The sequence below is a fragment of the Pseudomonas sp. MWU13-2105 genome (genome assembly GCF_023242315.1).
Taxonomy (GTDB): Bacteria; Pseudomonadota; Gammaproteobacteria; order Pseudomonadales; family Pseudomonadaceae; genus Aquipseudomonas.
This window is the reverse complement of record NZ_JALLIY010000020.1, coordinates 100,277-123,578: the sequence shown is the minus strand read 5'-3', so window position 1 is coordinate 123,578 and position 23,302 is coordinate 100,277. Positions and strand designations below refer to the sequence as shown.

General features: G+C 50.5%; 25 protein-coding genes, 1 tRNA gene and 1 pseudogene. 17 read left to right on the top strand and 10 right to left on the bottom strand.

What is annotated here, in order from left to right:
* Positions 1–111: 111 nt before the first annotated feature.
* The 11 genes from M5B96_RS26305 to M5B96_RS26255 all read left to right on the top strand — a co-directional run bounded on the left by M5B96_RS26305 (position 112) and on the right by M5B96_RS26255 (position 9,291).
* Positions 112–468, top strand: a complete 357-nt coding sequence (locus M5B96_RS26305) for a hypothetical protein (protein ID WP_248799904.1) — start codon at positions 112–114, stop codon at positions 466–468.
* Between the two features lie 361 nt (positions 469–829).
* Positions 830–1,045 carry a hypothetical protein gene (locus tag M5B96_RS26300; RefSeq protein WP_248799944.1) on the top strand — a complete coding sequence of 72 codons (216 nt, stop codon included), beginning with the start codon at positions 830–832 and terminating at the stop codon, positions 1,043–1,045.
* 328 nt (positions 1,046–1,373) lie between these two features.
* Positions 1,374–2,342 (top strand): hypothetical protein, encoded by a 969-nt coding sequence (locus M5B96_RS26295; protein WP_248799903.1) that lies wholly within the window; start codon positions 1,374–1,376, stop codon positions 2,340–2,342.
* 11 nt (positions 2,343–2,353) lie between these two features.
* Positions 2,354–2,698, top strand: a complete 345-nt coding sequence (locus tag M5B96_RS26290) for an STAS-like domain-containing protein (protein WP_248799902.1) — start codon at positions 2,354–2,356, stop codon at positions 2,696–2,698.
* Between the two features lies 1 nt (position 2,699).
* Complete coding sequence (locus M5B96_RS26285) at positions 2,700–3,263, top strand: type II toxin-antitoxin system VapC family toxin (RefSeq protein WP_248799901.1); 564 nt, start codon at positions 2,700–2,702, stop codon at positions 3,261–3,263.
* Positions 3,264–3,906: 643 nt separating this feature from the next.
* The gene (locus tag M5B96_RS26280; protein WP_248799900.1) at positions 3,907–4,122 is read left to right on the top strand and encodes a hypothetical protein; all 216 of its coding nucleotides are present in this window, start codon (positions 3,907–3,909) and stop codon (positions 4,120–4,122) included.
* Between the two features lie 61 nt (positions 4,123–4,183).
* Positions 4,184–5,815, top strand: coding sequence for an LA2681 family HEPN domain-containing protein (locus M5B96_RS26275; protein ID WP_248799899.1), 1,632 nt, complete (start codon positions 4,184–4,186; stop codon positions 5,813–5,815).
* Between the two features lie 269 nt (positions 5,816–6,084).
* Positions 6,085–7,005 (top strand): hypothetical protein, encoded by a 921-nt coding sequence (locus M5B96_RS26270; protein ID WP_248799898.1) that lies wholly within the window; start codon positions 6,085–6,087, stop codon positions 7,003–7,005.
* A gap of 422 nt (positions 7,006–7,427) precedes the next feature.
* Positions 7,428–7,763, top strand: coding sequence for a hypothetical protein (locus M5B96_RS26265; RefSeq protein WP_248799897.1), 336 nt, complete (start codon positions 7,428–7,430; stop codon positions 7,761–7,763).
* Positions 7,764–7,906: 143 nt separating this feature from the next.
* Positions 7,907–8,875, top strand: coding sequence for a DUF932 domain-containing protein (locus tag M5B96_RS26260; RefSeq protein WP_248799896.1), 969 nt, complete (start codon positions 7,907–7,909; stop codon positions 8,873–8,875).
* A gap of 86 nt (positions 8,876–8,961) precedes the next feature.
* Positions 8,962–9,291 (top strand): hypothetical protein, encoded by a 330-nt coding sequence (locus M5B96_RS26255; protein ID WP_248799895.1) that lies wholly within the window; start codon positions 8,962–8,964, stop codon positions 9,289–9,291.
* A gap of 17 nt (positions 9,292–9,308) precedes the next feature.
* Here the strand turns inward: M5B96_RS26255 and M5B96_RS26250 are convergent, their stop codons facing one another.
* A complete protein-coding gene (locus M5B96_RS26250; RefSeq protein ID WP_248799893.1) occupies positions 9,309–9,656 on the bottom strand; it encodes a helix-turn-helix domain-containing protein in 348 nt (115 codons plus the stop codon).
* 131 nt (positions 9,657–9,787) lie between these two features.
* On the opposite strand from M5B96_RS26250, the gene M5B96_RS26245 reads away from it, so the two are divergent.
* From M5B96_RS26245 to M5B96_RS26225, 5 genes and pseudogenes are all read left to right on the top strand, one after another.
* Positions 9,788–10,327 (top strand): DUF4339 domain-containing protein, encoded by a 540-nt coding sequence (locus tag M5B96_RS26245; RefSeq protein WP_248799891.1) that lies wholly within the window; start codon positions 9,788–9,790, stop codon positions 10,325–10,327.
* A gap of 51 nt (positions 10,328–10,378) precedes the next feature.
* Positions 10,379–11,230 (top strand): class I SAM-dependent methyltransferase, encoded by an 852-nt coding sequence (locus tag M5B96_RS26240; protein WP_248799890.1) that lies wholly within the window; start codon positions 10,379–10,381, stop codon positions 11,228–11,230.
* Positions 11,231–11,496: 266 nt separating this feature from the next.
* Positions 11,497–12,084 (top strand): hypothetical protein, encoded by a 588-nt coding sequence (locus M5B96_RS26235; RefSeq protein ID WP_248799888.1) that lies wholly within the window; start codon positions 11,497–11,499, stop codon positions 12,082–12,084.
* 394 nt (positions 12,085–12,478) lie between these two features.
* Positions 12,479–12,688, top strand: coding sequence for a hypothetical protein (locus tag M5B96_RS26230; protein ID WP_248799887.1), 210 nt, complete (start codon positions 12,479–12,481; stop codon positions 12,686–12,688).
* Positions 12,689–12,788: 100 nt separating this feature from the next.
* A pseudogene (locus M5B96_RS26225) lies at positions 12,789–13,016 on the top strand (hypothetical protein); the annotation flags it as partial.
* 261 nt (positions 13,017–13,277) lie between these two features.
* On the opposite strand, the gene M5B96_RS26220 reads toward M5B96_RS26225, so the two are convergent.
* From M5B96_RS26220 to M5B96_RS26195, 6 genes are all read right to left on the bottom strand, one after another.
* A complete protein-coding gene (locus M5B96_RS26220; protein WP_248799886.1) occupies positions 13,278–14,408 on the bottom strand; it encodes a response regulator in 1,131 nt (376 codons plus the stop codon).
* Between the two features lie 187 nt (positions 14,409–14,595).
* Positions 14,596–16,143 carry a sensor domain-containing diguanylate cyclase gene (locus M5B96_RS26215; RefSeq protein WP_248799885.1) on the bottom strand — a complete coding sequence of 516 codons (1,548 nt, stop codon included), beginning with the start codon at positions 16,141–16,143 and terminating at the stop codon, positions 14,596–14,598.
* A gap of 579 nt (positions 16,144–16,722) precedes the next feature.
* Positions 16,723–17,124 carry a hypothetical protein gene (locus M5B96_RS26210; protein ID WP_248799884.1) on the bottom strand — a complete coding sequence of 134 codons (402 nt, stop codon included), beginning with the start codon at positions 17,122–17,124 and terminating at the stop codon, positions 16,723–16,725.
* An 83-nt stretch (positions 17,125–17,207) separates the two neighbouring features.
* Complete coding sequence (locus tag M5B96_RS26205) at positions 17,208–17,870, bottom strand: inovirus Gp2 family protein (RefSeq protein WP_248799883.1); 663 nt, start codon at positions 17,868–17,870, stop codon at positions 17,208–17,210.
* Between the two features lie 483 nt (positions 17,871–18,353).
* Entirely contained in the window at positions 18,354–18,575 is a 222-nt protein-coding gene (locus M5B96_RS26200) for an AlpA family transcriptional regulator (protein ID WP_248799882.1), read from the bottom strand.
* A 55-nt stretch (positions 18,576–18,630) separates the two neighbouring features.
* Positions 18,631–20,010: a hypothetical protein gene (locus tag M5B96_RS26195; protein WP_248799881.1), complete on the bottom strand. Its 1,380-nt coding sequence runs from the start codon at positions 20,008–20,010 to the stop codon at positions 18,631–18,633.
* A 381-nt stretch (positions 20,011–20,391) separates the two neighbouring features.
* Here M5B96_RS26195 and M5B96_RS26190 point away from each other — a divergent pair, with 381 nt between their 5' ends.
* The gene (locus M5B96_RS26190; protein WP_248799879.1) at positions 20,392–21,222 is read left to right on the top strand and encodes a hypothetical protein; all 831 of its coding nucleotides are present in this window, start codon (positions 20,392–20,394) and stop codon (positions 21,220–21,222) included.
* Positions 21,223–21,627: 405 nt separating this feature from the next.
* Here M5B96_RS26190 and M5B96_RS26185 read toward each other — a convergent pair.
* The 3 genes from M5B96_RS26185 to M5B96_RS26175 form a co-directional block, all read right to left on the bottom strand.
* Positions 21,628–21,717: transfer RNA gene (locus M5B96_RS26185), tRNA-Ser, on the bottom strand.
* Between the two features lie 84 nt (positions 21,718–21,801).
* Positions 21,802–22,512, bottom strand: coding sequence for a phosphoribosylaminoimidazolesuccinocarboxamide synthase (gene purC / locus M5B96_RS26180; RefSeq protein WP_248799878.1), 711 nt, complete (start codon positions 22,510–22,512; stop codon positions 21,802–21,804).
* Positions 22,499–23,299 (bottom strand): MBL fold metallo-hydrolase, encoded by an 801-nt coding sequence (locus M5B96_RS26175; RefSeq protein ID WP_248799877.1) that lies wholly within the window; start codon positions 23,297–23,299, stop codon positions 22,499–22,501. The genes purC and M5B96_RS26175 overlap by 14 nt, the downstream gene beginning before the upstream one ends.
* Positions 23,300–23,302: the final 3 nt, after the last annotated feature.

The following is a 23,302-nucleotide window of genomic DNA, read 5'->3' as shown; positions in this document are numbered from 1 at the left end:
CGAAGGGTTCTCGGAAATGGTCGAAAAAATTAAAGGCTCGCGGCTTCCAAAAATAAAAATCAGACTATAGTGATTTTGACCAGTTTCGGTCGAACAGGGAAAGTCAACGACATGTCTACTACTCAAATTACGATAAATGCAAACTCTGCAATAAACCTGACAAATATATCAGAAAGCGGCAGCGGGGCGACGCCGGTAAATCTGGCGACAGGCAAGTACGCAGTCACGCTGTCGGATGATACGATGAAATTTAATTCGGGCAGCAGCGTTTATATACAACAGGTTATTCTCTTCAATACGACCCCACTCAAGGATGGAAACTATGAAAAATGGTTCTATACGGTTAACACGTCGGAAGGCGCGGTAATTAAAGTTGACGGCGACTATCCTGTCTATGTTTTTATCGTAGATCAGCTCCAAGTCAGCGATAACTCTGGAAGCGCGACGGTAACGTTCACTCCCATTTAAAATTCGGAATAAATCGAAAAGGGGACTGTTTTATTTACAGCCCCCTGCTCCAAGCTCCAAAAACGCCTGGCGCGGCACGTTTGCTGATAACCTCGGCGCACCATCCAGCGCGTGCCCTACCCATCCGCGCCGGCTGCACCCAAACGACAGACACTCCATGCCCTTGAACACCGCCACCCCAGCCCTCTCGCCGCTTCTCCGTGTCCCCTATTGGGCGTAGCGCTCCTCCAACGCCCCGGCCAGCTTGACTCACACGCTTCACCTTCTCTGCTTTGTAGCAATTTCTAAGCAAGCCTCAATTACTGCCTGACGGGGCACTACCAGTACTATGCTTGTGTTTTTCTTTAACGGAGTCGACACCATGCCGGGGGATTATTCACTGTCGGAAGTGCTGGAGAGGATGTATACCAACCAGCTGGCCTTGGAAGCTGCCTTGATGGAGCTGACACTGTATGTCGAACAGCTGGGCGCGCCAGAGGTGGGGGATAATGTCCGTGGGGCGCTGCAAACGCTTGGTGAAAACGCCGGCCACATCAAACAGGGCCTGGCCCGACTGAAAAAACTGGAAATCGGTTAGCAGATGGCGGAGCAGAGGCCTTTGCATTCATCGGTTCACGGTTAACGCTATCGCCCACAAGATCTCCGGGGGAGCAGTCTGGTCACCCGTCACATGCAGCTATCAGCCTCCAGACATCTAGGAAATAGGCAATGGTTGAAGTACTGTGCTAGGTATGTGGCACCATGGGCACCCCCTGCTGTCAAACGGCTCAAGGAGCAAAGGAAAGGAAGCTCGACCTTCAAAACGGCTGCGAAAAAAATTACTGATATCTGTTCCGATACCTTTGCCTCGGACCAGTGAGTTTAGATACCGCGAAACATCGATTGGGGTTTGTAAGGATGGGACAATGAGAAAGGAGCGCTTTGATGTGGTTATGCCACCCATTCGCGATGACGAATCCGGATATAAATATTTAAGCAAGTTATCCCATCACATCTTATCCAACCCAGAGCCTTTCTATGTATTTGACTTTTCGAAATGCTCAGTCATAAGCCATAACGGACTAGTTGTCATTGGTGGAATATGCAACTATCTTAAGCAGCATGAAATCAAAACCAAGATGTTAAAAGGGTTCGGGGTACCCAGTATTTTCTCTGCAAAAAAAATCGGCTTCAAAGTTGACGGCATTAGTCAAGTACTGATGGATAGGCTGTGCGACTTAGGATTCTGGAACTATGTAAATCCCGACTACGGAATAGTAAAAAACACTGATTACATTGGATATCGAGAACACGAAACTGTTCTGGAGGACACTCAGATAGTCAACCACCTTAAAGACAGTTGGCTCACAGATGAGAAGCTATCTGTGTCAGAGTCGTTAAAATCTGAGATTATTAGCAGCATCTATGAAATATTTGTGAATGCTTACGGCCATGGATTAAAAGAAAATCCCAACAATCAAAGTGTAATATCTTGTGGCTACTATGAAGCGAAAGATAAAAAACTTTCGCTCTCAGTATTAGATTTTGGTGGAGGTATTGTGGAATCGGTTCAACGCCATATTCCAACATTGGAAGGTGAAGATGCCTTTAAGTGGGCGCTTGAAATCGGAAACTCCACAAGAACAGATAGTGCTCCCGACCTCCCCAGAGGCCTGGGGTTTGGTATACTTCGCGATTTTGTACGTGTGAATGGCGGAGTACTTCGAATATGCAGTGATGCCTACATGGCAACCGTACACACTAACGGAAGTTACGTGACTAAGCGGATACCCGGAAGTTTTTTGGGGACGCTAGTAAGTATTACGGTAAACTGCGACAATAAACACTACAAATTCAAGTCAGAAGTCAGCGAACAAATTCCGGCTTATTTTTGAGGAAAAAAAACATGAACGTTATAAATGTACGAGAAATCGTCGGATCAAATGCGATCTCCATGAACTCGGGCGGAAAACTAAAGCTTGCAATACTTCAAGATTGGGATAGCCCGGAAAAAATAGAACTAAACTTTAGCGGGATTGATGTATTTGCGTCCCCATTCTTCAATGCGAGCATAGGTGCACTACTTAAAGACAAGGATATCAAAGCACTTCAAGGCAAGCTTGTATTTGAAGGTATCTCTGATCATGGCAAACGACTACTTAATTTAGTAATCGGAAACGCTCTAAAGTTTTATTCTGATACCGGTGGCAAAACAGACCAAGGCCTAGATGCAGCCAAAAAGGATATTTAGTATGTTTCTTGACATCAGGAAGAAAGAGCCGGAAAAGGGTGATATTTTTTTTGTTGATACAAACGTATGGTATTGGACGACCTATGCCGCGTCGAAAAAATTCTTCACAAAAGCTCCCAAAGATTACCAAATCGAATTCTACCCAGATTTTATTGAGAAGGCGCTCACCAATGAAGCCAACCTCTACTACTCGCCACTAACCCTCATAGAACTTACTAGTCTAATAGAGAGATCTGAGTTCGAGGTATTTAAAGCCTTTGAAGGCGACCCCAACTATCCAATAAAACGCTTCAGGAATAACGACGCACAACGTAAGTCTGTCCTTGAGGAGCTAAGGGCGGCCTGGGGTCAAGTTCAAGCTATGGCCGAAGAGCTTCCTGCAACAATTGAAGCTGGGCTGTCCGACACTTTAATCAGCATGGTCGAAAACTACCGCATTGACGGTTATGACGCGCTTTACATAAAATTCATGCAAGATAACAAAATCCCAAACATAATTACGGACGACAAGGATTTTCGTAGCATAGGTGGCGTTAATCTTTATGGATGTTACGAAACAGCTTAGAATCGATTTTTCACCTATTCACCATCAATATTTCGAACTAGAACCTCTTCAAAGTCCAGTAATATCCCCTCTCCCCTGAGTCACTCTACCTCGTTATTAGCTTCCCAAGCTGATAACGAGGGTTCGATGCCCTTCACCCGCCCCACTATTTTCAAGGCCTCCAGCTACATCGAGGTAGCGTCAGGCGAGACTGGTGACAGTTTTGGTGACAGTTACACGATTTACGTGGAAACGCCGGCCTGCATCCCCTCCTCCAGCAACATCCCCGTTTTCGGTTGCCCCCTGGGAAAAGGTAATTTTGGTAATTCTCTTTTTCAACGTCTAAAAATCATAATAAATTCAGCTAGTTAGGGGAAATCTATAAAGGTAATAATTGGGTAAGAAAAAGGTTAGAAAATTACCTTTAGTCGTAGTAATTTAACCCGCTTATGAAACCCTTTAAAATCAGCCACTTGGCGAAATATCACCTCCTACCTTACCAAATATTACCTTCTAAGGTAATACGTCAAAGCCACGATCTATAAGGGCTGCAGCCAATTTTTCGCATCTGCTTACCAAAATTACCTTTTCCCCAGCCTCGAACTGAAATCAGTCTCCTCAGGTGCCCTGCTATGCTTCCTGTTTTCCGAATGGAGTCGAATGCATGGCCAGCGAATATTCCCTTGCCGTCGTCCTCGAAAAAATGTACGAAAATCAGCTAGGCCTCGAAGCTGCGTTGATGGAATTGGTGCTGTTAGTCGAACAGCAGGGATACGAAACCGTTGGAGAGAATGCTCGCGTTACACTTGAGCGAATTTGGGAGAATGCGGGGTTTATCAATCAGGGCTTGGCACGATTAAGAAACCTGGAAAAGGACTAGCTTGTGACCCGCCTTTTCAATGGCCGCTACTGTATGTGTGAGCGATATGGAAGAAACATGCGTGAGTTTGGATGCTGCCAAAATGGACCAATTAATCATTGGTCGAAAATATGTAGAACTAGAAGAATTTATCAACCTGTTAAACAGTCGAAACTATCAGAGCTCTAAATGTCGCGCTGAAAATTACTATATAATCGGAAACGGGTATGCCGTTCTTGCAGATGGCTTTGACTCTTTTTGGGATGAAAGGGTTGGACTTCAGGTTAAGTTTTACAAGAAGTCGCAGTATGAACATGGCTTTTCGGAGCTAAGTGACGATTTGAGAAGTAAGGTTTATACAAATTTGGCAAATGCACTCCATAGTCAAGGTCGGCTTTTTGAGGCATTAAAAGAGTATGATACTGCCATAGCAATTTTCAATAACCCGATAGCTTACTTCTCAAAGGGAAGACTCTTGGTGGAAGTGTCAAGCAGCTTGTATGATGGCGATCATGCTATGCACTTTCAAAAAGAAGCCTATCCGATATTGAAGTATATATATGAATGCAAGGAAACTCTATTCGACGCAGATCACCTTAAATTTATAGAGGCTGCCACCCCCTACGTTGAATTCGTCAGTCATTTCAATCAACACTTCGATTCGATCAGTGAAGAGTTTCCACATCTTTCTAAATTTAAAGGTTCGATGGGAAAATCAGGCAAGGAGCGCTCCTATAAAAAATGGTGCTTGGAAAACACTCTTTTCATTAACGACTTGAACGAAATAACGACTGAACCAGTAGCTGCTCAAGATGTGATGGGGTTACCCAGTGTACGCTATTCAATCAACCCACTGGTCGGAGTGACTGAAAGTCTATGGCTAGGTGGTGGATTTTCTGAAATAAAGCATCAGTACGCGCATGCCAGGTTCACTTATTATGAAGCGATTGAAAGTCAATACGCACAACGAGAGGTTTCGCATTATGCGAACAATGATCTATTTCTCGTTAACTCGCTAGATTATTGTATCTACCGCAGGGACATTGAACAGATAAAAATTTCTTTTCGGCTACTCTATTCTTGCTTTGACAAGCTTGCCGTCCTTCTTTTCAAATACCTACATCCTGGTTCAGTAGCTAGAGTATATTTTTCAAATGTTTGGTACGGAGAAAAAAAGAAGGTTAAGCAGAATTTTTTAGACTCTGACAACCCTTACCTTTTGGCGTTGCACTGGTTATCTAGAGAGATAAATGATGATGAAACTGAAGGACATGACCATTGGATGGATTCAAACGCCGGGAAACTGGCTGACATTAGGAATAAGCTAGAGCACGGAGGGTTTAGAGTTGTCGTGGACGACTTATATAAAGTCACCAACCCTTTTGAGAAAAGTCTAGCCAAAACAAAACATGCGGAAACACTTGCCCGCATAGAGAAGAACAACAAAATTCTAAAAAGCGGAATCCCTAAGGCGGAACAACAACATATACGAGAAAAAATTAACTCCGATCAACGCTTAATTGATGAGCGAGACGACTTACAAGGATACCCGCTTATTATCACAGACAAGGAGCTCCGGAATCAGACATTGAGACTTATGAGAAAAGTTCGTTATGCAATCATGTATACATCGCTTGCTATACACTATGAAGAAGAAAAATCTGATGACTCTAGTATAGTGATTCCTTACGAAACACCTATGTATAAAAACTGATTGGGTGTCGATTCGCCTGGGAAGCAGCGGCGCCCGCTGGGTGCCGCTGCGTTCGCGACGCGAGACGCTGCGCACCTGAACCACCCTGACGGCGATCGGACGCTTCGCAGACAACATGGGCCTGCGCGGATTCAGTGTGGAGCTGTGATCGGTGACAGGTACGCTATTGGCTGAAAGCAGCCATCGCTTACCAAAATTACCTATTTGCCGCGCCACTCCCGAAAATGTCATCCGTCGAGCTATGCTGCATTCATTTCCAGGGCGACGAGATGAGTACCGAAGACGAACATTCCATCACGAACGAAAAGCTGCTCGCAGTCCTCAGCAATGCTGTGGCTTACGTTGCAAATGAGGTGGTTGTTCTGGGTCAGTATGAAAGAATCCAGCAAGGACGATTCGCGGAGCTATGGCCTGCGGATAGTGACAGTGGGCACTTTGAAAAGCGCATTAATCGCGTCGTAGAGCATTTGGGCGGCCCCCCTGAGCTGTATCTAATACGAACAGGCGAAAGTCCTCCCCCTGCTGATGACTACCCGGGGAGCTCGATGCGAGAGGTGTTCGATGTATTCCAGCGCGCACGCAAATCTGTAATACGCGCTCATTTGTTCATGACCGGGTCAACAATGCTGATCGAGCAACCGGACCTACTGGAAATGCCCGAGCATCCGGGCACCGAAGAGTTGTTTCAAAAGCATGCGCAATTAGCCTTCTGGGAACACGCAGAAGCCGCGTACATTCGCCTCTTTTCGTTTTGGGATCGAATAGGGCAAGTCCTAGACTTCACCTTCTTCAACATACGAAAATTCGACCACAACGGCTTTCATGCTGTCATGGATCGCATCCATGCGAATGTGAGACCGATGGACGATCACCTATGCAATAGCGGCAGTTGGAAGCGTCTGCGCGCGTTCCAGACGTCCAACAAAGACGATGGTCTTCAGTTTCTTCTTCAGCGACGTAACCTTCTTGTGCATAGCCTCCACCTACACCCGCACAAGGCCGATGACGAAGAAATGTTCAAATCTCAATTCAATCATCTCGATGAAGCCCATCGCAAAAAACTGCGACCACGAGAGCCAGCAGCTGAAGCCGAACTTTTAGTCGGCCAGCTCAATAAAGCTTCGACACTGTTCGATGACGTCTTGGTACTGATTGAATTTTCCCCGTCTCGAAAGCCCAATCGTTGGTGAGCCACTGAAAAACAACAGTATCCCGGAAACGCCTACCAGCAAAGGGCTGCAGGCGTTTTACCCCCCGAACACCCGGACCTTAAAACATCAGAACTGAGAACGGTTCGAAAACGTAAAAGACGAAAAAACCTACGCTTTAAAAGTTTTCGCCCAATGAAACCGGGCACGCCAGCGCTACCACCTCCGCGAACCCGCCCTGCGTCGCAGTGCACCCACAAGCTCATTACGCGATGAAACATCGGTGCCAACCGAATCGCACTCAACAAATTCGCAGTCACACATCACGAATTTGCATCTCTCCACATTGAGCATCACAACCCAAGCTTCGATAGCTCACCAGTCAGGCAGGTCGCGTAAGCGGTTTGCTTGATGGGCTCTATGCCCGCGCAATGACTTCATCTCTCTATAAAAGGAAAGCGCTCATGACCATCCAGTGTCCAAGCTGCCAGTCAGCTTCTGTAATGACCAAAGATGTTGCCAAGAAAATCGGTGCCCTCATCGGCACCGTCGGTGGTGCCGCCCAAGGAGTCACCGGGGCAATGGCAGGAGCCGAGGTTGGCGCTGTTATCGGCGTCATCGCCGGCCCTCCAGGGGTCGCCGTTGGCGGGATTGCCGGGGCTATTCTCGGCGGATTAGCAGGTGCGGCAACCGGCTGTATCGCTGGCGCCAAACTCGGTGAAGTCATCGATGAGCGGGTTTTGGACAACTACCTCTGCCTCGACTGCGGACTTTCGTTTAGCTGCCGTCATTCCGCTTGAACTGCTCACCTCCTACTTGAAGCCACCACCCTTCGCTGTCTGATCCATCGCTTCGCTCTCTCTATCTGTCAACTCCGCACGCCGACTGATCCCTGCTGAATGCTCAGCGGCCTCGCCGTGCGCCTATGAAAAGGAAGATCCCCATGGCACACCTCATCGAACAAATGGCTTACGTTGGCGCCACTCCCTGGCATGGCCTGGGCAATCAGCTCTCGCCCAAGCAACCGCTGGAAGTCTGGCAACAAGAAGCCGGAATGAACTGGCAGATCCAGGAGTCGCCGGTACATTACATGGCGGATGCCGTCGGTCATCTCGGCACCATCCACTCATTTCCCGAACAGAAAGTCCTCTACCGCTCGGACAGCAAGGAAGCCCTGTCCGTCGTCTCGAAACGCTACCAGGTGGTGCAGCCGCGTGAAGTGCTGGAGTTTTACCGCGATCTGACCGAACGCTCGGGCTATGAGCTGGAAACCGCTGGTGTCCTGAAAGGCGGACGAAAACTCTGGGCTTTGGCACGGACTGGACAGTCAGCCGCGCTCAAAGGTAATGACGTGGTCAATGGCTATTTACTGCTGGCCACTTCCTGCGACGGGACGCTGGCCACCACGGCGACGCCAACCACCGTTCGCGTCGTTTGCAATAACACCCTGAGTATTGCGGTCAATGGCGCTAGCCAAGCGATCAAGGTCCCGCACAGCACCCGTTTCAATCCACAGGCCGTGAAGCAGCAATTGGGCATCGCCGTCTCGCAATGGGACGACTTCATGTACCGCATGCGAATGCTCGCCGAACGCAAAGTGCAAAACCATGAAGCCAAAGACTTTCTGCGGAACGTGTTAAGCGAGGTGCAGCCGGGCAACCCCGAGCGGACCGGCCTCTCGAATGAGCGTGCCTTAACTAAGGTGCTGAGCCTGTATGACGGTCATGGCCGAGGTGCGGAACTGGAAGCGGCGAAGGGCACGGCCTGGGGCCTGCTCAACTCGGTCACCGAGTACGTCGACCACGAGCGCCGCGCTCGTAGCAACGAATACCGCATTGACACCGCTTGGTTCGGCCAAGGTGCGGTCATCAAACAACGAGCGCTCAACACCGCCCTGCAACTCGTGGCTTGAAAAGCCCGCCGCATAAAGGGAGGCCTACCCCTCCCTCATCCATAGGTTTTCTCTCAGTGATTTAACCCTTTCACCGGAGCTCCACCATGCCGCAACGCTGCCTGATCTGCGATTCAAAGGCTGTACTGTCCAAAGAGGCCGCTAACGCTGCCGTCATGCTCATTGGGACCATTGATAGCTTTCTACTCAGTGTGCGCCAGGCCCATACCCAAGGCCTGGTAACTGACCCGGAAACCCGACCTGAAAGTCTGCTCGTGCAGTTGCTCGACCTGATCGTCGAAAGCGTTTCCAGTGCGACATCTGGCTATACCGCCATGACGGCATTTGCCAGAGACGTGCAGAAATATCAATTCAACCACTATGACTTTCTCTGCTTACGCTGTGGGACCAAGTTCGATCAGAACGCCGAGACCTGAAAGCCCCATTGCCCCGATCATGCCTTTGCTAGCCGTTCAGCCAAACGCTCAACCAGATCGAGGATCAGCTGTCGATCCTCCTGGCTCAAAGGCGTCAATAACCGACTGATCCGGCTGGCTTGGTCGTCCGGGCGCGAACTGACCTCGGTCAACAGTTCTGCCGCCTCGCAGTCAAAGATTCCCGCGAACGCTAGCAAGCGCTCAATGTTGGGAATCACGATGCCGCGTTCAATGCGGGAAACAGCCTCGTTGCCGATTCCCAGACGCTCAGCCACTTCCTCCTGCGTCAAGCCACTGCGAATGCGTTGCTTGGCAATCGCACGCCCCACCACACCCGCCAAGTATTTCTGATCAGTCTCTATCACGGCGCCTCCCCATATCAACCTAGATGGTTGGGCATCACCTCATTGACATGAAGAACTCAACAGGTTGAAAATCAACTCTAAAGGTTGTTATTCATCTATTTGTGCCCACATCCAGAACCAAGGAATTTTCCATGCCGGAAGCAACAAGCAGTGAGCAATGGTTTTACGAAGAGAAAGGCCAACGTCAGGCTGCCAATGAACAACAAATAGTCGCCCTCATCCGCTCAGGGAAGCTGACCTACGGCAGCCTCATTTGGAAAAAGGGGCTGGAAAACTGGATTCAACTCGAAAGAACGGAGTTTCTACAGCACCTCCAAACGGCTTCCCCACCCCCGCTCACAGGCGCGAGCGTCAACAACACGCTGGTATGGCTACTGGCTTTCGCCCCGCTGCTTGGCTACTTGCTGGAAGCCTTCGTTGCGGGAGCCACGGGAAGTGGTCAGAGAGCGCTGAGTGATGGCCGTTACTGGTACCTCACCGTGATATTGAACGTCGCCTTGAGCCTGTTCGATGAAAAACGCCTTAAGAAAGCCGGGCACGACACTCGCCGCTTCAAGGGTTGGGTATTTATCGTACCGGTCTATCTGTACCAACGCGCCAAGATGCTGAATCAAAACTTGGCGTATTTCATCGTGTGGATTGGCAGTTTCGCTCTCACCTTACTTATCTGAATCATCTAATACAGCTGCTCACCGCCATCAAACCATTAACAAGGACATACCATGAGTTTGCCTGAAGACTTTTCTCCTGAACAATACCTAAAGTTACATCCCGATGTCAGAATGTCAGGACTTGACCCAGCACAACACTATTTGGCTTGGGGCCGTGGAGAAAATCGCAACTACAAACGAGACCCGAACTCCCTTTATCCAAAGGTAGAAGGGCGTTATTCCTCGGATGGATTATCTTCAGTGCATAACCACGATTTCATGAGCGACGATAGCTATATCACAGCGTATGCACGCGGAGTAGAAGCTGTCGGTTCTGACTACAAATGGTTTTGGCGTGTGCATATAGGGCTATGGGCGGCGCGAACAGCCGCAAAACACAGCGGTGATTTTGTTGAGTGCGGAGTCAACTATGGCTTTCTGAGCTCAGCGATTATGAAAGATCTAGACTGGAACAATACAGACAGAACTTTTTACTTACTTGATACATTCTCTGGCATTGATGACAGGTATCTGTCCGAGCAAGAAAAAATTGGTGGCGTCGCGAATAAGAACCGAAAATTAGTTGAAGACGGGACATATACATCAAATATTGAATCTGTGAGGGCAAACTTTTCAGAGTGGCCTAACGCAAAGATCATACAAGGATCCATTCCCGACACCCTTGATCATATCGACTCAACCCAAATCTCTTATTTACACATCGACCTGAACTGTACCTTTCCTGAAGTTGCTGCAATTGAATTCTTGTGGGACCGCTTGGTATCTGGAGCAGTAATTTTACTAGACGACTATGCTTACTACGGATACCAGCCTCAGAAAGAGGGTATGGATCAATGGGCAGCAAAAATGAACATAGCGATAGCGAGCTTACCTACAGGACAAGGGCTTCTAATAAAGCCATGATACTTACCTGTATTGCGCTATGGCTCGCTCTATAGCGCATACAGTTCCTGCCTAGACCTTTACGCCGAAGTCTAAGCGCTAGACAAAGTACCTGGCTACTCTACGAAGTCAAGACATGGTATCCACTCAAATAATCCGCCTCAACAAAATTGGGCGGTTGCATGCCTATACCTGACCGACCTGAGCTCTGCACATCACAGGACCGAAATACGCGCTATTGCGCCTCAAATCCGCCGATTCATCTTCAGACACAAGGAAACATTTAAATGAGCAGAAAACTTCTAGTAGTTTCATTGCTTGGCTTGATTGCCAACGCATACTCCTTAGGAGCAGCTGCCTGGCAAGCAAAAGAAACACAAGAGTGTCCTATAAGCAAACGCAACTCAGCCTGGCTAGACTGCGTACCTGAAGATATCCCTGCCAAACTCCCCTACAGGATGCAGGATGGTAGCGTGAAGGTGCTAGAGACTCGCGGTACGGTGTTCTGCAAGCAAGGTATCTGCGAATATCAATATCAGCATGACAGCGGCCTATGGGACTCAACTAACGAATACGCAGGACAAATCCAGCAAACCCAAAAAACTCCCGTAGTTCTGCTACGTGGGTACTATCTAGGAAACGCTGAGGATGGTCGCATCGTCGCGTACCTGAAAGGTACTGGACCGGAAGCGGGTGGCAAGGCTGCTCCAGCCTTGCAGAGCGTCACAACGAAGTCATTCAATCAATCCAGTATAGATAGTTGTGTCGATCAATGGAGTAATGCGTTCCACAAGGAGAATGGTGAAGACGCCTTGATTATGGCTGACATGCTCGACGAGTGGGAAACTTTGTGTAAAGCCGGCAAAAATCCATGACCGAAAGAAAAATCAAAGAGCGCAGCCAACTCTAGTTGGCTGCTTGTTTAATTCGCCTATCTACTTGAATTATTTAAGCACCTACTTCTTGATTATTTAGACTAACTATTTGCCGCGCAGCCGCGTAGGGCGCGACTGACCCAGCCGTGGCAATCAACATCGATCCAGAAAAGTTTCAACCCATGGATAAATTATTATCTCTCATACACTTACTCGAATTTCAGGTCCGCGACATAGCACTTTCCAGTGCATCTGGAGATCTTTAAAACCAAGTGGCGCGTCTTTGGTTTCGGAACTGATTTCATTCCTCTTTCGGCGTCCTGCCGAACGAACACAATCTCCAAAACATTCCTGCTCCCCACTGCTACGCTACCTCCATCACGGAGGCCCAACCATGCCAAATACAGACCTGCTACCAGCCCTGCTCACCAAGCTCAACGAGAACCAGCTCGCCCTGGGTGCCGCGATCGAGGAATTATCCAACTGGGTCGAGCAGCGCGGCTCTGCCGAGGTGGCCGAAAACATCCGCGCCGCGCTCTGGCCGCTGGACAACAACCTCGAGTTCATCAGCATGAGCCTTACAGTGCTTAACTCACCTGAGTGACACTCCATAGTTCAGCGCTCTTGAGCTCTACTCAAAGTCCTGTTCATACTCGACCATCACAGCGCCACCATCTGGCGCAGCTGAATACGTAGGAGGATCCATGGGCCTGACGAAACCAAATCAGAAACTGCGGCGCGACTTCAAGGGGATTGCTTCGGACCTCAAATGGTCAGCGGTCGAGCTGATGCGGATTGCTGAGCGCCTGAGCATGGCCGGCAACGAGGTAGATGCTCAGGCGGCCCTGAAGATGTGCACGGTACTCCATGCTGGGGAGGATCGGCTGGCAGGGTATGCAGATGAGGTAAAGGCGGGGAACGTTGCAGAAAAAACTGACAACAAGTCCAGCCCTGAGCCGGGCTTTTCGTTTCTGGGCCTTTCCCGATGTCGCTTGCTGGCAAGCAGTAGTCGATTACGACACGTCCTGGCTTTCTGCTACCGACCGCCCAGTAACTGCCCTACACTCAGACCAGCTGACGGATCAGCGCCCTCTGGAAATAGCCCGGCCTAGCGCCGGGCTTTTCGTTTCTGTCACTCACCGATCCGAAGCTCACTTGATCTCCATCAGCGCGTCATAACCGTGTCGGCTCCGTTAAGGCACGCCCGCTAGACGTTTGAGTTTTTGCAGGACCGGTTGCGGTTCGTTCATCATTTCCGCTCCTGCCAATCGCATGATGACCTGGTCCTGCCGAACATGCATGTTGGGGAGCGCGTAAACAGCCCCGATCAATTCTTGCAGGTATCTGGGGATGCCCAAATGAACCTTAATCATCAATGCGAAGGACCGGGCGTATTGCTCAATGGCCTTGCTCAACTGTTCTTCACTCAGCGCTCCCTCTCGGCTTTCCCAGCACAGCGCGGCGTAGATAACACTCAACTCCCCCAAGCGGTGCAGCATTGCAGCGGCCTGAAAAGGGGAAGGTTCGAGACTGCATTGCAGGGCTAGTTCAGTGGTTCGATGCCCTAAACGTTCGCAGGCCTTTAATTGCTCAGTAAGAAAAACCTCAACGCACAGTCCAAGAGGATGGCTGTCGGAACGGCGCAATGCGAGGCCAAAAAGAAGGTTCAGGGACGTCAGCATCCCCAAACGGGTGATCGCTTCTTTCAGGCTTAGGCAGGGCCTTTCTGATTCGGGCATGTAGGTAGTGCCATTGGCGGCCGCTATCAGATGGGCATAGACCGCAGGAGCGCTTTGCCACTCTTGAACCAGAGCTTTGAGATCCTGAGAGTGGCTATTAGGGTCCGATTGCAGTTTACTGCGGATGCTCTCTGCCAGGGGTAAGCCCAACTCGCTCGCGGTCAACTGAGCTAGATAGGAAAAAAAATCATCCTGAGGCGCAGGTACGTCATCTTGCATTTCGCCACTTGGAAACAGCGGCGCCAAGACTTCAATCATATGAGGAATATCAAAGGGTTTGGTGATGAAGGCACTCACTCCCAAGTGCCTTGCAGACAGAACGCTTTCTCGATCAGAGCGACCGGTGACGATCAAGACGGGTGTTTCATGATCATGCACGCGCAAACCTTCAAGAAAGTTGAGGCCCGTCCCATCTGGCAAGTTCCAGTCAGACAATACGGCGACATAGTCGGTATGTTGCAGGGCATTCAATGCACTACTGACAGTACCGAAAATATCAACGTCGATCCCGGCTCTGATACTCAGAACAATTTGTTTGAGAAGATCTGCAATCCATGGATCATCATCAAGAATCATAACGCGCATACGTTCCTCCTTCCTAGAGGTGGTGCGACGCGGCGCACCTCTGTTGTGTATCTATGTCTGGAGTGGAGCCTGGTTACGACGAAGACCTATTCGCCTAGTGGATTGCCTGTTCAATTCATATATCTATTTAAATTTCTTGCCACCTGCCTCTGGGAGACTTAGATTAACAAACCGCCCACAAAGGCCACTAGTCAGAAATAACTGTCCTGTTTCTCCCGCTCGATTTGGCGATGTATAGCGCTTTATCCGCTGTATCCACCAAGCTTTCGGGAGTGTCAACTTCCGTTCCAGAAAGCGCGCTAATACCAACACTAATAGTGACCACCCCTAGCGGCGATTTCTCATGTTGTATTTTGCTTTGCTCTAAATCGAGTCGGATCTTTTCGGCCAACAGGAAAGCCCCAACATAATCTGTATTGGGAAGTACAATAGCAAATTCTTCGCCGCCGTATCTGGCGGCAAGCTCGCCGCTTCGATTGACATGTTTTTTAATTATTGCACTCACGGCCTTCAGGCACTCGTCGCCCTGTACGTGGCCGTAGTGGTCGTTGTATTTTTTAAAGAGGTCGACATCAATCATGATTAGTGCTGTGCCGTCCAGCTTGCGCTTTGTTCGAGTAATTTCAGTTTCTATAAAAAAATCAAATTGACGTCGATTGGCGAGCCCTGTGAGTCCATCTTCGAGAGCCATTAAGCCAAGAGTTTTATTCACTTCAATATATTCTTCTTGAGATGCCTGTAGTTCTCTTTGTGCTTGAATCTGTTGACTCATAAGCTTAATAAGTCGATAGCCTATGAAGCTAAGAATTATTAGCAACACTGAGGATATGATTAAGCTGGCAAGTGATTCACTCCGCCAGTCAGCAAGAATTTCGTTTTTATCAAATGCGGCAATAATTATAAGAGGGTACCCATTGATGCGTCGAAAACTTATTACTCGCTCCACTCCATCTATGAATGATTTTATGGTTGCGGTACCTGAACTTGTACTAGGTTTTAGCAGGGCAAACACTTCTCCTTTTGATATATTGGTGCCAACGTCTGAATCGCGGAATGGCTTGCGTACGATAATACTGCCGTTTGATGCCACTAGATTGATGAGGCCGTTTTCCCCCATGTCTACGCCGTCGTAAAGATCGAGGAAATATTTAAGGTAAATTGTAGCGATCGTTACCCCCGCAAAACTCCCGTCAGGATGGTTGATTCGGCGCGATATAGTCATGATCCATTCATTTGTTGAACGACTATGAATCGAAGGGCCAAGATGCGGACCTAGGTCAGTATGGTCACGATGGTAAATAAAATAATCGCGATCTGAGTTGTTTGCGCCGGCTGGGATTATGTCATTCGAATTCAGTAGCCAGCGCCCCTGCTCATCATAGATAAAGAAACCATGTATTTGAGGCAGGCGCTTTTGTTGAGTTTTAAGTAGTTCATTTAATCTTTTTAAATTTTCCGCATCACTGCCTTCAGACTCCAGGCGCTCCTTCACTCCTAAAAGCACTGAGTCGGCCTGGGTGAGAGTCGCCTCGATATTGGATGACAAAGTCTTGGAGAGATTTGACATCTCAGTCTCTTTGTCGTGCAGGTGATATTCCAGAGAATTGAAGACCCCCCAAGTGCTGATCGCTATTAATGAAATGCACACCACCGAAACGAATAAGATTACATGACCGACCTTAAGTTTGGCTTCGGCCCATTCGGTGGCAAAAATTGAGGCTTTTTTTGTGAGCATTGCGTCCTGTCCTTGGGCCCGAGGGGGCGGTCGTGGGCATCGAACTTCCTGCCCAAACGCTGAGCACGATACGAAAGAGGTGGAATTAATTGATATGGGGTGACCAGAGCGCTTTGGGCTCTGGCGCGAACTGATAGGTGAATAAATTGTAGTGGTCTAACGGCGTTTTTCAAGGTAGTTGTTGCGTCAACACCTAATTATGCTGCTATTTTCTCGACTTGCGGCTCCCAATCTGGGTTCAACAGCACCGTACCTACCCTGAGAGACAGCCTTTTTGAGCTCGCGGTCGCGCAAATCGCAAAATCAACCTTTCTTGACTACGAGCAAGAGATGAACCGCATCGTCAAAAACGCCTTAGGTGAAAAGGCAGAAATTGACGACCCTACTCGAATTAGGTAGAGACCTTTTCATCCCCCCAAATAAAGCAACCTCAGAATAAGTGGGTGGTGTAGTGGTCAACTAATCCCGGACACGACGTTAAGTTTTTTCTCGGCCTGAGCTGGCACCAGCCCACCGTTGAATTGATGGGGTCAAATCCAGTTGTACGAATACATCAGATACCGCACGACGATCATCACCTCATGCAGCAGCCTCGTCCTCCTCCTGGCGACTGAGCAGCAGCCGGATTCTATCGACCAGTGCATTTATCGCTTGCTCAGTGCTTAGGTAGCCCGTTTCCGTACTGTCCATGCATACCATCCCACATGGGGTGCGTTCGAGCCCAATCTCCCGGTACGCCATCCAGAACACCTCTTGATGTTCGTCGTCACAGCGATTGGCGTACTCCTCGTTAATCTGTGGCACGCAGTCGAATAGCATGGAGAGCGTTGTCGATTTGACCTGCTCATCGCCCAGCTCATCCAGGGTGACGAGATAGGCCGGCCCACTCGTGCGAGCGACGGCTTCCATCAGCCGGCTGATGGCAATTGCCGCGTGTGATTCAGATAACGGAAGTCGAGGACTGATGTAAGGAAGAAGCATGACCGTACCTGCTGGAGAATAGATTCATTGAGTATGGGATGAGCTCAGCGGCTCACCCCTGGCGCGAAGCTCTGTGGCGTTGTTCAGTCTCTGCTGCATCCAAACGCCCGGCATCGACTGCCGTAGTCCTTGGTAGCGGCCTTGCAGAGGTAGCTCACTCGATGGAAGTACCGATCCATTTCCGCTGGATCATTCCGAGAGAGGTGGAATTCGGCGCTTGCAGGGATATGTACCAAGCCTTCGGCATCCTCGAATGAAATCCCCAGCGCACTGGCCCATGCGGCCTGAATGCGGTTGTATACGTTCTCTCTTTCAGATTGAAAGCGTCCCACCGTGTGGAACGCATCCCGATTCAGCAACAAGACGAAGTGGTAATGCGGACGGCCCTCTTGTCCGACCTCTCTGACCCAGCACCACCGAACGCTTGTCTGATGTGCAGTGCCGTTTAGGCGCTCTGCACGCTTGCGAGCTGTTTGAATCCTTTCGGTCAAGGCAGCAACAAACCTGGAGATAACGGTGTTGCTTGATGCAGGTGGCAGATAGTCATTTGGAAAGCGCAGATCGAAACGTACCGCGAACACCTGACGATGGGCGCTCAGCGCTAACTGAGTCGTTTCAAGAAGACTTTCGAGGTATTCGGTAATGAAGGGGGCGTGGGACGCCATCACGGGTAGACAGCGAAAGGTGCCCTCGTAGTGCAGGTGAAGATTACTGTTGCCGGGGTGACGCTTGGGCTGGTGTGCCATGGGGATGATCCGCTGAGTGAATTCATAGACTCAGTGGGCTGGGTATATTTTTACGATTCGATCTACCTGTGGGACTGACCTCGGCTCAACGTATGGCGCTGATCCTGTTACTGGATGAGCAACGCCGGGATGACTGAGCGCGTGGCACTTACCCCATTGAGGGGGTAAGCCTGATAGGTCTCTGAATGGAGCTTGTAGATTGGTAACCCCATTGGATGAACAAGACGTATGAGCTGACGCTATAAGCGATAGATATCTCGTATAAATATTACCTACGAATATAGATCCTATAAATAATACTAATACCGAAACCCGCTACTCCACTCCCGCAAGGGAGTGGAGTAGCGAAGTGCCAGAGAACGCGGGCAGAATGGGACTATTTCAGTGATTCAGATGCTCTGGAAATAAACTACTGTTTGGAGCCATTCGATCAGTACAAACGCCGACCGAATGACTCAGGCGCAAGCTCAGCCCATCTGCTGATCACGCAGCCTTTAGCTGTGACACCGCAGAGAGAGATTCGTGAGTATCACGCGCCTCGATTCTGGCCATGACCCAGCCCATAACTTCGCTTTCAACCCAGCCGACAGCCCTGTCGCCTAATGACACTGGTTTTGGAAAGCTCCCCTCACTGATGTACTTGTAGATCGTAGACCGCCCCAGGCCGGTGGCGTGCTTGACGTCTTTCAGGCGAATGATCCTCATGAACTGGCTCCTCTGTATTCCGTTCAGAGGATTCGGGTGACCTGTAAGAAAATACCTACGTGACCTTCATCTCGCTGCTTGGCCGGGGCAGCAAGCCGTAGCGGTATCGATACTCAATAGGGATCTCTGACTCGCAGCGAAAGGGCACCGGCTCAGTGAATGGCTCAACGTATAAATAGCCACGCCAGCCATCTGAATTATGGGGCCGAGTAAGCAGCGTGACGCCGCAATAACCAGGCACCATGAGCTGAGGCACGATGACGAAATCCATCGTCCCAAACGAAACCTCGGAGGCTTGGCAAAGCAGCTTCTTGATCTGTTCTGCCAATACATAAACCCTACGGTAGAGGTCATCTATCAACGCAGCGTACTGGTCTTCATCGATTTTCTTCGGATGATCTCCGTCCACGCTGGGCAGCAGCTTTGGAAATCTAAAGTCTTTGCGGATGAGTTCTCTCCATTCTTGAGCGTGAGCCCATTGACTTGAAACGCTCTGACCCAGATCAGACCAATGCTTGGATAACATGTCAGTGGCGTATTTTTCCAGCATGACCTGTAGCAAGCGAAAGAATGAGAGGAGCTGGCCCTCAAAGAATCTAAGAATCTGTTTGTATTGGTCATTCTCAAAAGCCGTGGGGTCACGCTTGAGCTTGACGATATCACTGTAGATCTGGTGCGCATGCCGTACACGCGTGGAGGGAAGGTCGCTCATTGCGCAGACCAAAACTGAAGTGGCATTGCCTTCGACCGAAAGCTCCGGATGGTTCAGGTTGAGAAAGTAGGTACTTTTCATTTTGGCGGAAAGAACCGAGCTGGTTGCACCGGGTACGTAGACCCTTATCAGCTCCTGGTCAATCAGGCACTGCACCCTATTCCTCAAGCGTTCCTTACTGAGACCCGTGATCTTGCACAGTTCTGAAGAGCCGAGGTCACTGACCACCCCGAGACGGTCAGCACGACACAGCAGCACGCTCAGCAAGAGACGATTCACGACACTCAACCGGCCGGGCTGTCTCTGTCTCCGTGCGTCGGCCAACAGATGCACACCCTCATCCCGCTCCTCGGTTTTTTCGCTTACTTGGTAGACCTTCTTGCTTTCGTGTATCAGCAGGTTGCCGACAGCTGCCTCATGGTGCGTTGTTGGCCGTGCCGAGGCTTGACTGAGCTTTTTGTGAAAACCGTCATGAAGTCGATAACACCTTTTGGGCCGCCCCTTACCCTCAGGAGCAGACGAAAAGATCATTGCACCGCACGCAACCGAAGCCGTTAGCGCTCCTGACACCTGACGATCCGACAGCCCAAACTGCCTCGCCAAAACCTTCACGCCAAGGTCGACGGGCTCAGCCACTCCAAAGCACTGAATGAAGCGGACAAGGAAGAACTTCCCCACAGGCTCAAGTCCTGCTACCTCGCAAAATAAAGCAGCTAGAAACACGCAGAGCCTCCATGGGCTTGCAGCCGAAAGACCCTATTATATCGCAAGAATTTGCACCTGTTTTATGCAGGAATCAATTACGCATAACGATTAAAAATAATTACACATAACAAAAATATATCTATCTACTATCATTTAAATCAATATTAGAATTTGAGGGAGGCTCGGGATATGCGCCGGAGGTCATTTGGGCTTGAATGGCTCGATAGAAATAATCACAAGCAGCAGCAATGGGCTCACGACTATCTGCAAGGGAAAGACCTAATAGCCCAGAAATACAAGTCCTCGACACATGAGGATCTGCTACGCGTTGGCGAGGACCTAGAGCGATCGAGAACTGCTCGAGCGACCATCCAGAGAATGAGAAACGCCTGGAGGCAGATGGAATACAGAGCCCCAGAGAAGGGTCGGAAGGCCTGTACGTTCAAGCTCAAGGCCGAAGTGAAAAAGGTATTGGCATCGCTAGCCAAGAAGAACGACACCAGTGAAACCGACATGCTTAGCATGTTGATTTCTGATGGAGCGAGTGCCCATGCCGGGCTGAGAGAGCAGCTAGACAAACTCAAAGAAAAAGCCAAAAAGCTCAGGCAGGGCAACAATGCCGCAATGGACTTATTTGAGTTCACCGCAGCGATGCTGTGCCGAACCGAGGTCCTATTGCACGATGCCCTTTCGACAGTGGCTATCACCCAAGACCAGGAACGCAGAATAGGCAAACTACGAAAGCAGGTATGGGACGAAGCTAACGCCGATATAGCCGCTAGCGCAGATGAAACCGCAGAGATGAGACTTCGCACCTCAGGACGCCTCTATAACGCTATGCGAGAAGAAAAGCGCATCAGCCGCCCCGTAGCCGTAGCAAGCAAGACGGCGGAAAACACCAGCACGACGGCGCAGGCAGGACTCAACGACTTGCAACCAGTCACTTACGTTAAGCCCAAGAGCCAACACCCCCCTGAGGCAAAGGAAAAAACCAACTCAGCAGCCACGGACGTCGGTGCAACCCCCTTGATCAATCACTCCACCAAAGAGTATCTGGAGATGAAGGATAATGAAAACTATTCGCCTCACTTCGAAACCGACGCGCCCCCACCCCCTCAAGCAGCCACACAAAGCCCCCACCGCGGAGGTATAAGTCTCACAGCCTTGGGAGTCTCCTTTGCGAACAAGAAGATACCCGTCGTTTTGAAAGTTAAGCCCAAGCCTAATTAAAACCAAGTCCTGCGACACGTCACCAGGCAGGCCCTGCTCTCCTTGGGCAGCCTGGGTGCTCGCAGCAGTCTCAGCGCTCTAAGGCGGGTCAGCCTTGAACAGGTAGGGTCAGCCTTGCTTCGGCACTGACACCTGTCCGATGCCCATAGCGATTCAATACAGGGACCACTACATTACGACGACAGCGTTCTGACTGACCACAGCCCCGGGCTGCAGGTGACAGGGCCGCACACGCCATACGATTTGATGAGTTTTTTTATGCCAAGCGCTCACACCGCTGCATTCACACCCCTTTAGAGGGCGGCAGAGCAAAATCACACAAAAGTAGAGTGGGGGAACAAATGGGGGAACAGAAACTACAGAAAGCAAAAAGGCCCCATAAAATGGGGCCTTTAAGTACAAGTATGGCGGAGAGATAGGGATTCGAACCCTAGGTACCGGTGAAGGTACAACGGATTTCGAATCCGTCCCATTCGGCCACTCTGGCATCTCTCCAACGGCGCGCATCATAACAGCACCTTTGCCGGAAGCGAACCCCCAAAGCAAAAAAATTTGCGTGCTATCAGATGCTTGCGTCGATTACAGCGGTACGCCCAGACGCTTGGCGACTTCTTCGTAGGCTTCGATGACATCACCGAGGCCCTGGCGGAAGCGGTCCTTGTCCATCTTCTTGCGTGTTTCCTTGTCCCACAGGCGGCAGCCGTCCGGGCTGAACTCGTCGCCCAGGACGATCTGGCCGTGGAATACGCCGAACTCCAGCTTGAAGTCCACCAGCAGCAGGCCGGCGGCGTCGAACAGCTGGCTCAGCACTTCATTGACCTTGAGCGACAGCTCTTTCATCTTCGCCAACTGCTCGGCGGTGCCCCAACCGAACGCCACGACGTGGGATTCGTTGATGAACGGATCGCCCTTGGCGTCGTCCTTGAGGAACAGTTCGAAGGTGTAGGGATTGAGCTTCAGGCCCTCTTCCACGCCCAGGCGCTTGACCAGGCTGCCGGCCGCGTAGTTACGCACCACACATTCCACCGGGATCATGTCGAGCTTCTTCACCAGGCATTCGTTGTCGCCCAGCAGCTTGTCGAACTGGGTCGGAATACCCGCCGCTTCGAGCTTCTGCATGATGAAGGCGTTGAACTTGTTGTTCACCATGCCCTTGCGGTCCAGCTGTTCGATACGCTTGCCGTCGAACGCCGAGGTGTCGTTGCGAAACAGCAGGATCAAACGGTCGGCGTCATCGGTCTTGTAAACCGACTTGGCTTTGCCGCGGTAGAGTTCTTCACGTTTTTCCATGATGGGCTCCGCTTGTTAAGTTGTTGGGCCAGGCGATATCTCGCCAGTCGAGCCCTGAATCTTGATCGGCCAATTGCAGCCAGTCCGGGTCGCACCCAAGGGTGTCGACAAAACATTGCCGGGCCAGCCGCGGCAGGTTGTTCTTGCTGCTCAGGTGGGCCAGTACCAGGTGTTGCAGGTCTTGCCAGCCCAACTCGGCCACCAGGCTCGCGGCCTGGTGGTTGTTCAAATGTCCTTGCGCCCCACCCACCCGTTGCTTGAGAAAGGCCGGGTAATGCCCGCGAGCCAGCAGGTCGCGGCAATGGTTGGACTCGATCATCAAGGCATCGAGGCCGCTGTAGCTGTCCATGACCCGGCCACAGTAGGAACCCAGGTCGGTCAGCAGGCCGAAACGCCGCCGCCCATCACTGAACACATACTGCGTCGGTTCAAGGGCATCGTGGGCCACCGACACCACCTCGATGCTCAAGCCGCCGATCTCCAAGGTCTCGCCGCCGGCCACGAAACCCGCGGGTTCGATGGGCTTGCGCAGGCCGCGCAAGGTGCCGCGACTCAGATACACCGGTAGATTGTAGCGCCGAGACAGCAAACCCACGCCATGCACGTGGTCGGCATGTTCGTGGGTCACCAGAATCGCGCTCAGTTGCGTCGGACTGACCCCGAGGCGGGCCAGACGTCGCTCGGTTTCCCGCAACGAGAAACCACAATCGACCAGGATCAGCGTGTCTTCACTGGCGATCAGCGTGCCGTTCCCTTGGCTACCACTGCCGAGAACGGCAAACCGCACCGG

Coding starts and splice junctions, on each gene's coding strand:
- M5B96_RS26305 (WP_248799904.1), top strand. CDS start 112: ATGTCTACTACTCAAATTACGATAAATGCAAACTCTGCAATAAACCTG.
- M5B96_RS26300 (WP_248799944.1), top strand. CDS start 830: ATGCCGGGGGATTATTCACTGTCGGAAGTGCTGGAGAGGATGTATACC.
- M5B96_RS26295 (WP_248799903.1), top strand. CDS start 1,374: ATGAGAAAGGAGCGCTTTGATGTGGTTATGCCACCCATTCGCGATGAC.
- M5B96_RS26290 (WP_248799902.1), top strand. CDS start 2,354: ATGAACGTTATAAATGTACGAGAAATCGTCGGATCAAATGCGATCTCC.
- M5B96_RS26285 (WP_248799901.1), top strand. CDS start 2,700: ATGTTTCTTGACATCAGGAAGAAAGAGCCGGAAAAGGGTGATATTTTT.
- M5B96_RS26280 (WP_248799900.1), top strand. CDS start 3,907: ATGGCCAGCGAATATTCCCTTGCCGTCGTCCTCGAAAAAATGTACGAA.
- M5B96_RS26270 (WP_248799898.1), top strand. CDS start 6,085: ATGAGTACCGAAGACGAACATTCCATCACGAACGAAAAGCTGCTCGCA.
- M5B96_RS26265 (WP_248799897.1), top strand. CDS start 7,428: ATGACCATCCAGTGTCCAAGCTGCCAGTCAGCTTCTGTAATGACCAAA.
- M5B96_RS26260 (WP_248799896.1), top strand. CDS start 7,907: ATGGCACACCTCATCGAACAAATGGCTTACGTTGGCGCCACTCCCTGG.
- M5B96_RS26255 (WP_248799895.1), top strand. CDS start 8,962: ATGCCGCAACGCTGCCTGATCTGCGATTCAAAGGCTGTACTGTCCAAA.
- M5B96_RS26245 (WP_248799891.1), top strand. CDS start 9,788: ATGCCGGAAGCAACAAGCAGTGAGCAATGGTTTTACGAAGAGAAAGGC.
- M5B96_RS26240 (WP_248799890.1), top strand. CDS start 10,379: ATGAGTTTGCCTGAAGACTTTTCTCCTGAACAATACCTAAAGTTACAT.
- M5B96_RS26235 (WP_248799888.1), top strand. CDS start 11,497: ATGAGCAGAAAACTTCTAGTAGTTTCATTGCTTGGCTTGATTGCCAAC.
- M5B96_RS26230 (WP_248799887.1), top strand. CDS start 12,479: ATGCCAAATACAGACCTGCTACCAGCCCTGCTCACCAAGCTCAACGAG.
- M5B96_RS26220 (WP_248799886.1), bottom strand. CDS start 14,408: ATGCGCGTTATGATTCTTGATGATGATCCATGGATTGCAGATCTTCTC.
- M5B96_RS26215 (WP_248799885.1), bottom strand. CDS start 16,143: ATGCTCACAAAAAAAGCCTCAATTTTTGCCACCGAATGGGCCGAAGCC.
- M5B96_RS26210 (WP_248799884.1), bottom strand. CDS start 17,124: ATGCTTCTTCCTTACATCAGTCCTCGACTTCCGTTATCTGAATCACAC.
- M5B96_RS26205 (WP_248799883.1), bottom strand. CDS start 17,870: ATGGCACACCAGCCCAAGCGTCACCCCGGCAACAGTAATCTTCACCTG.
- M5B96_RS26200 (WP_248799882.1), bottom strand. CDS start 18,575: ATGAGGATCATTCGCCTGAAAGACGTCAAGCACGCCACCGGCCTGGGG.
- M5B96_RS26190 (WP_248799879.1), top strand. CDS start 20,392: ATGGAATACAGAGCCCCAGAGAAGGGTCGGAAGGCCTGTACGTTCAAG.
- purC (WP_248799878.1), bottom strand. CDS start 22,512: ATGGAAAAACGTGAAGAACTCTACCGCGGCAAAGCCAAGTCGGTTTAC.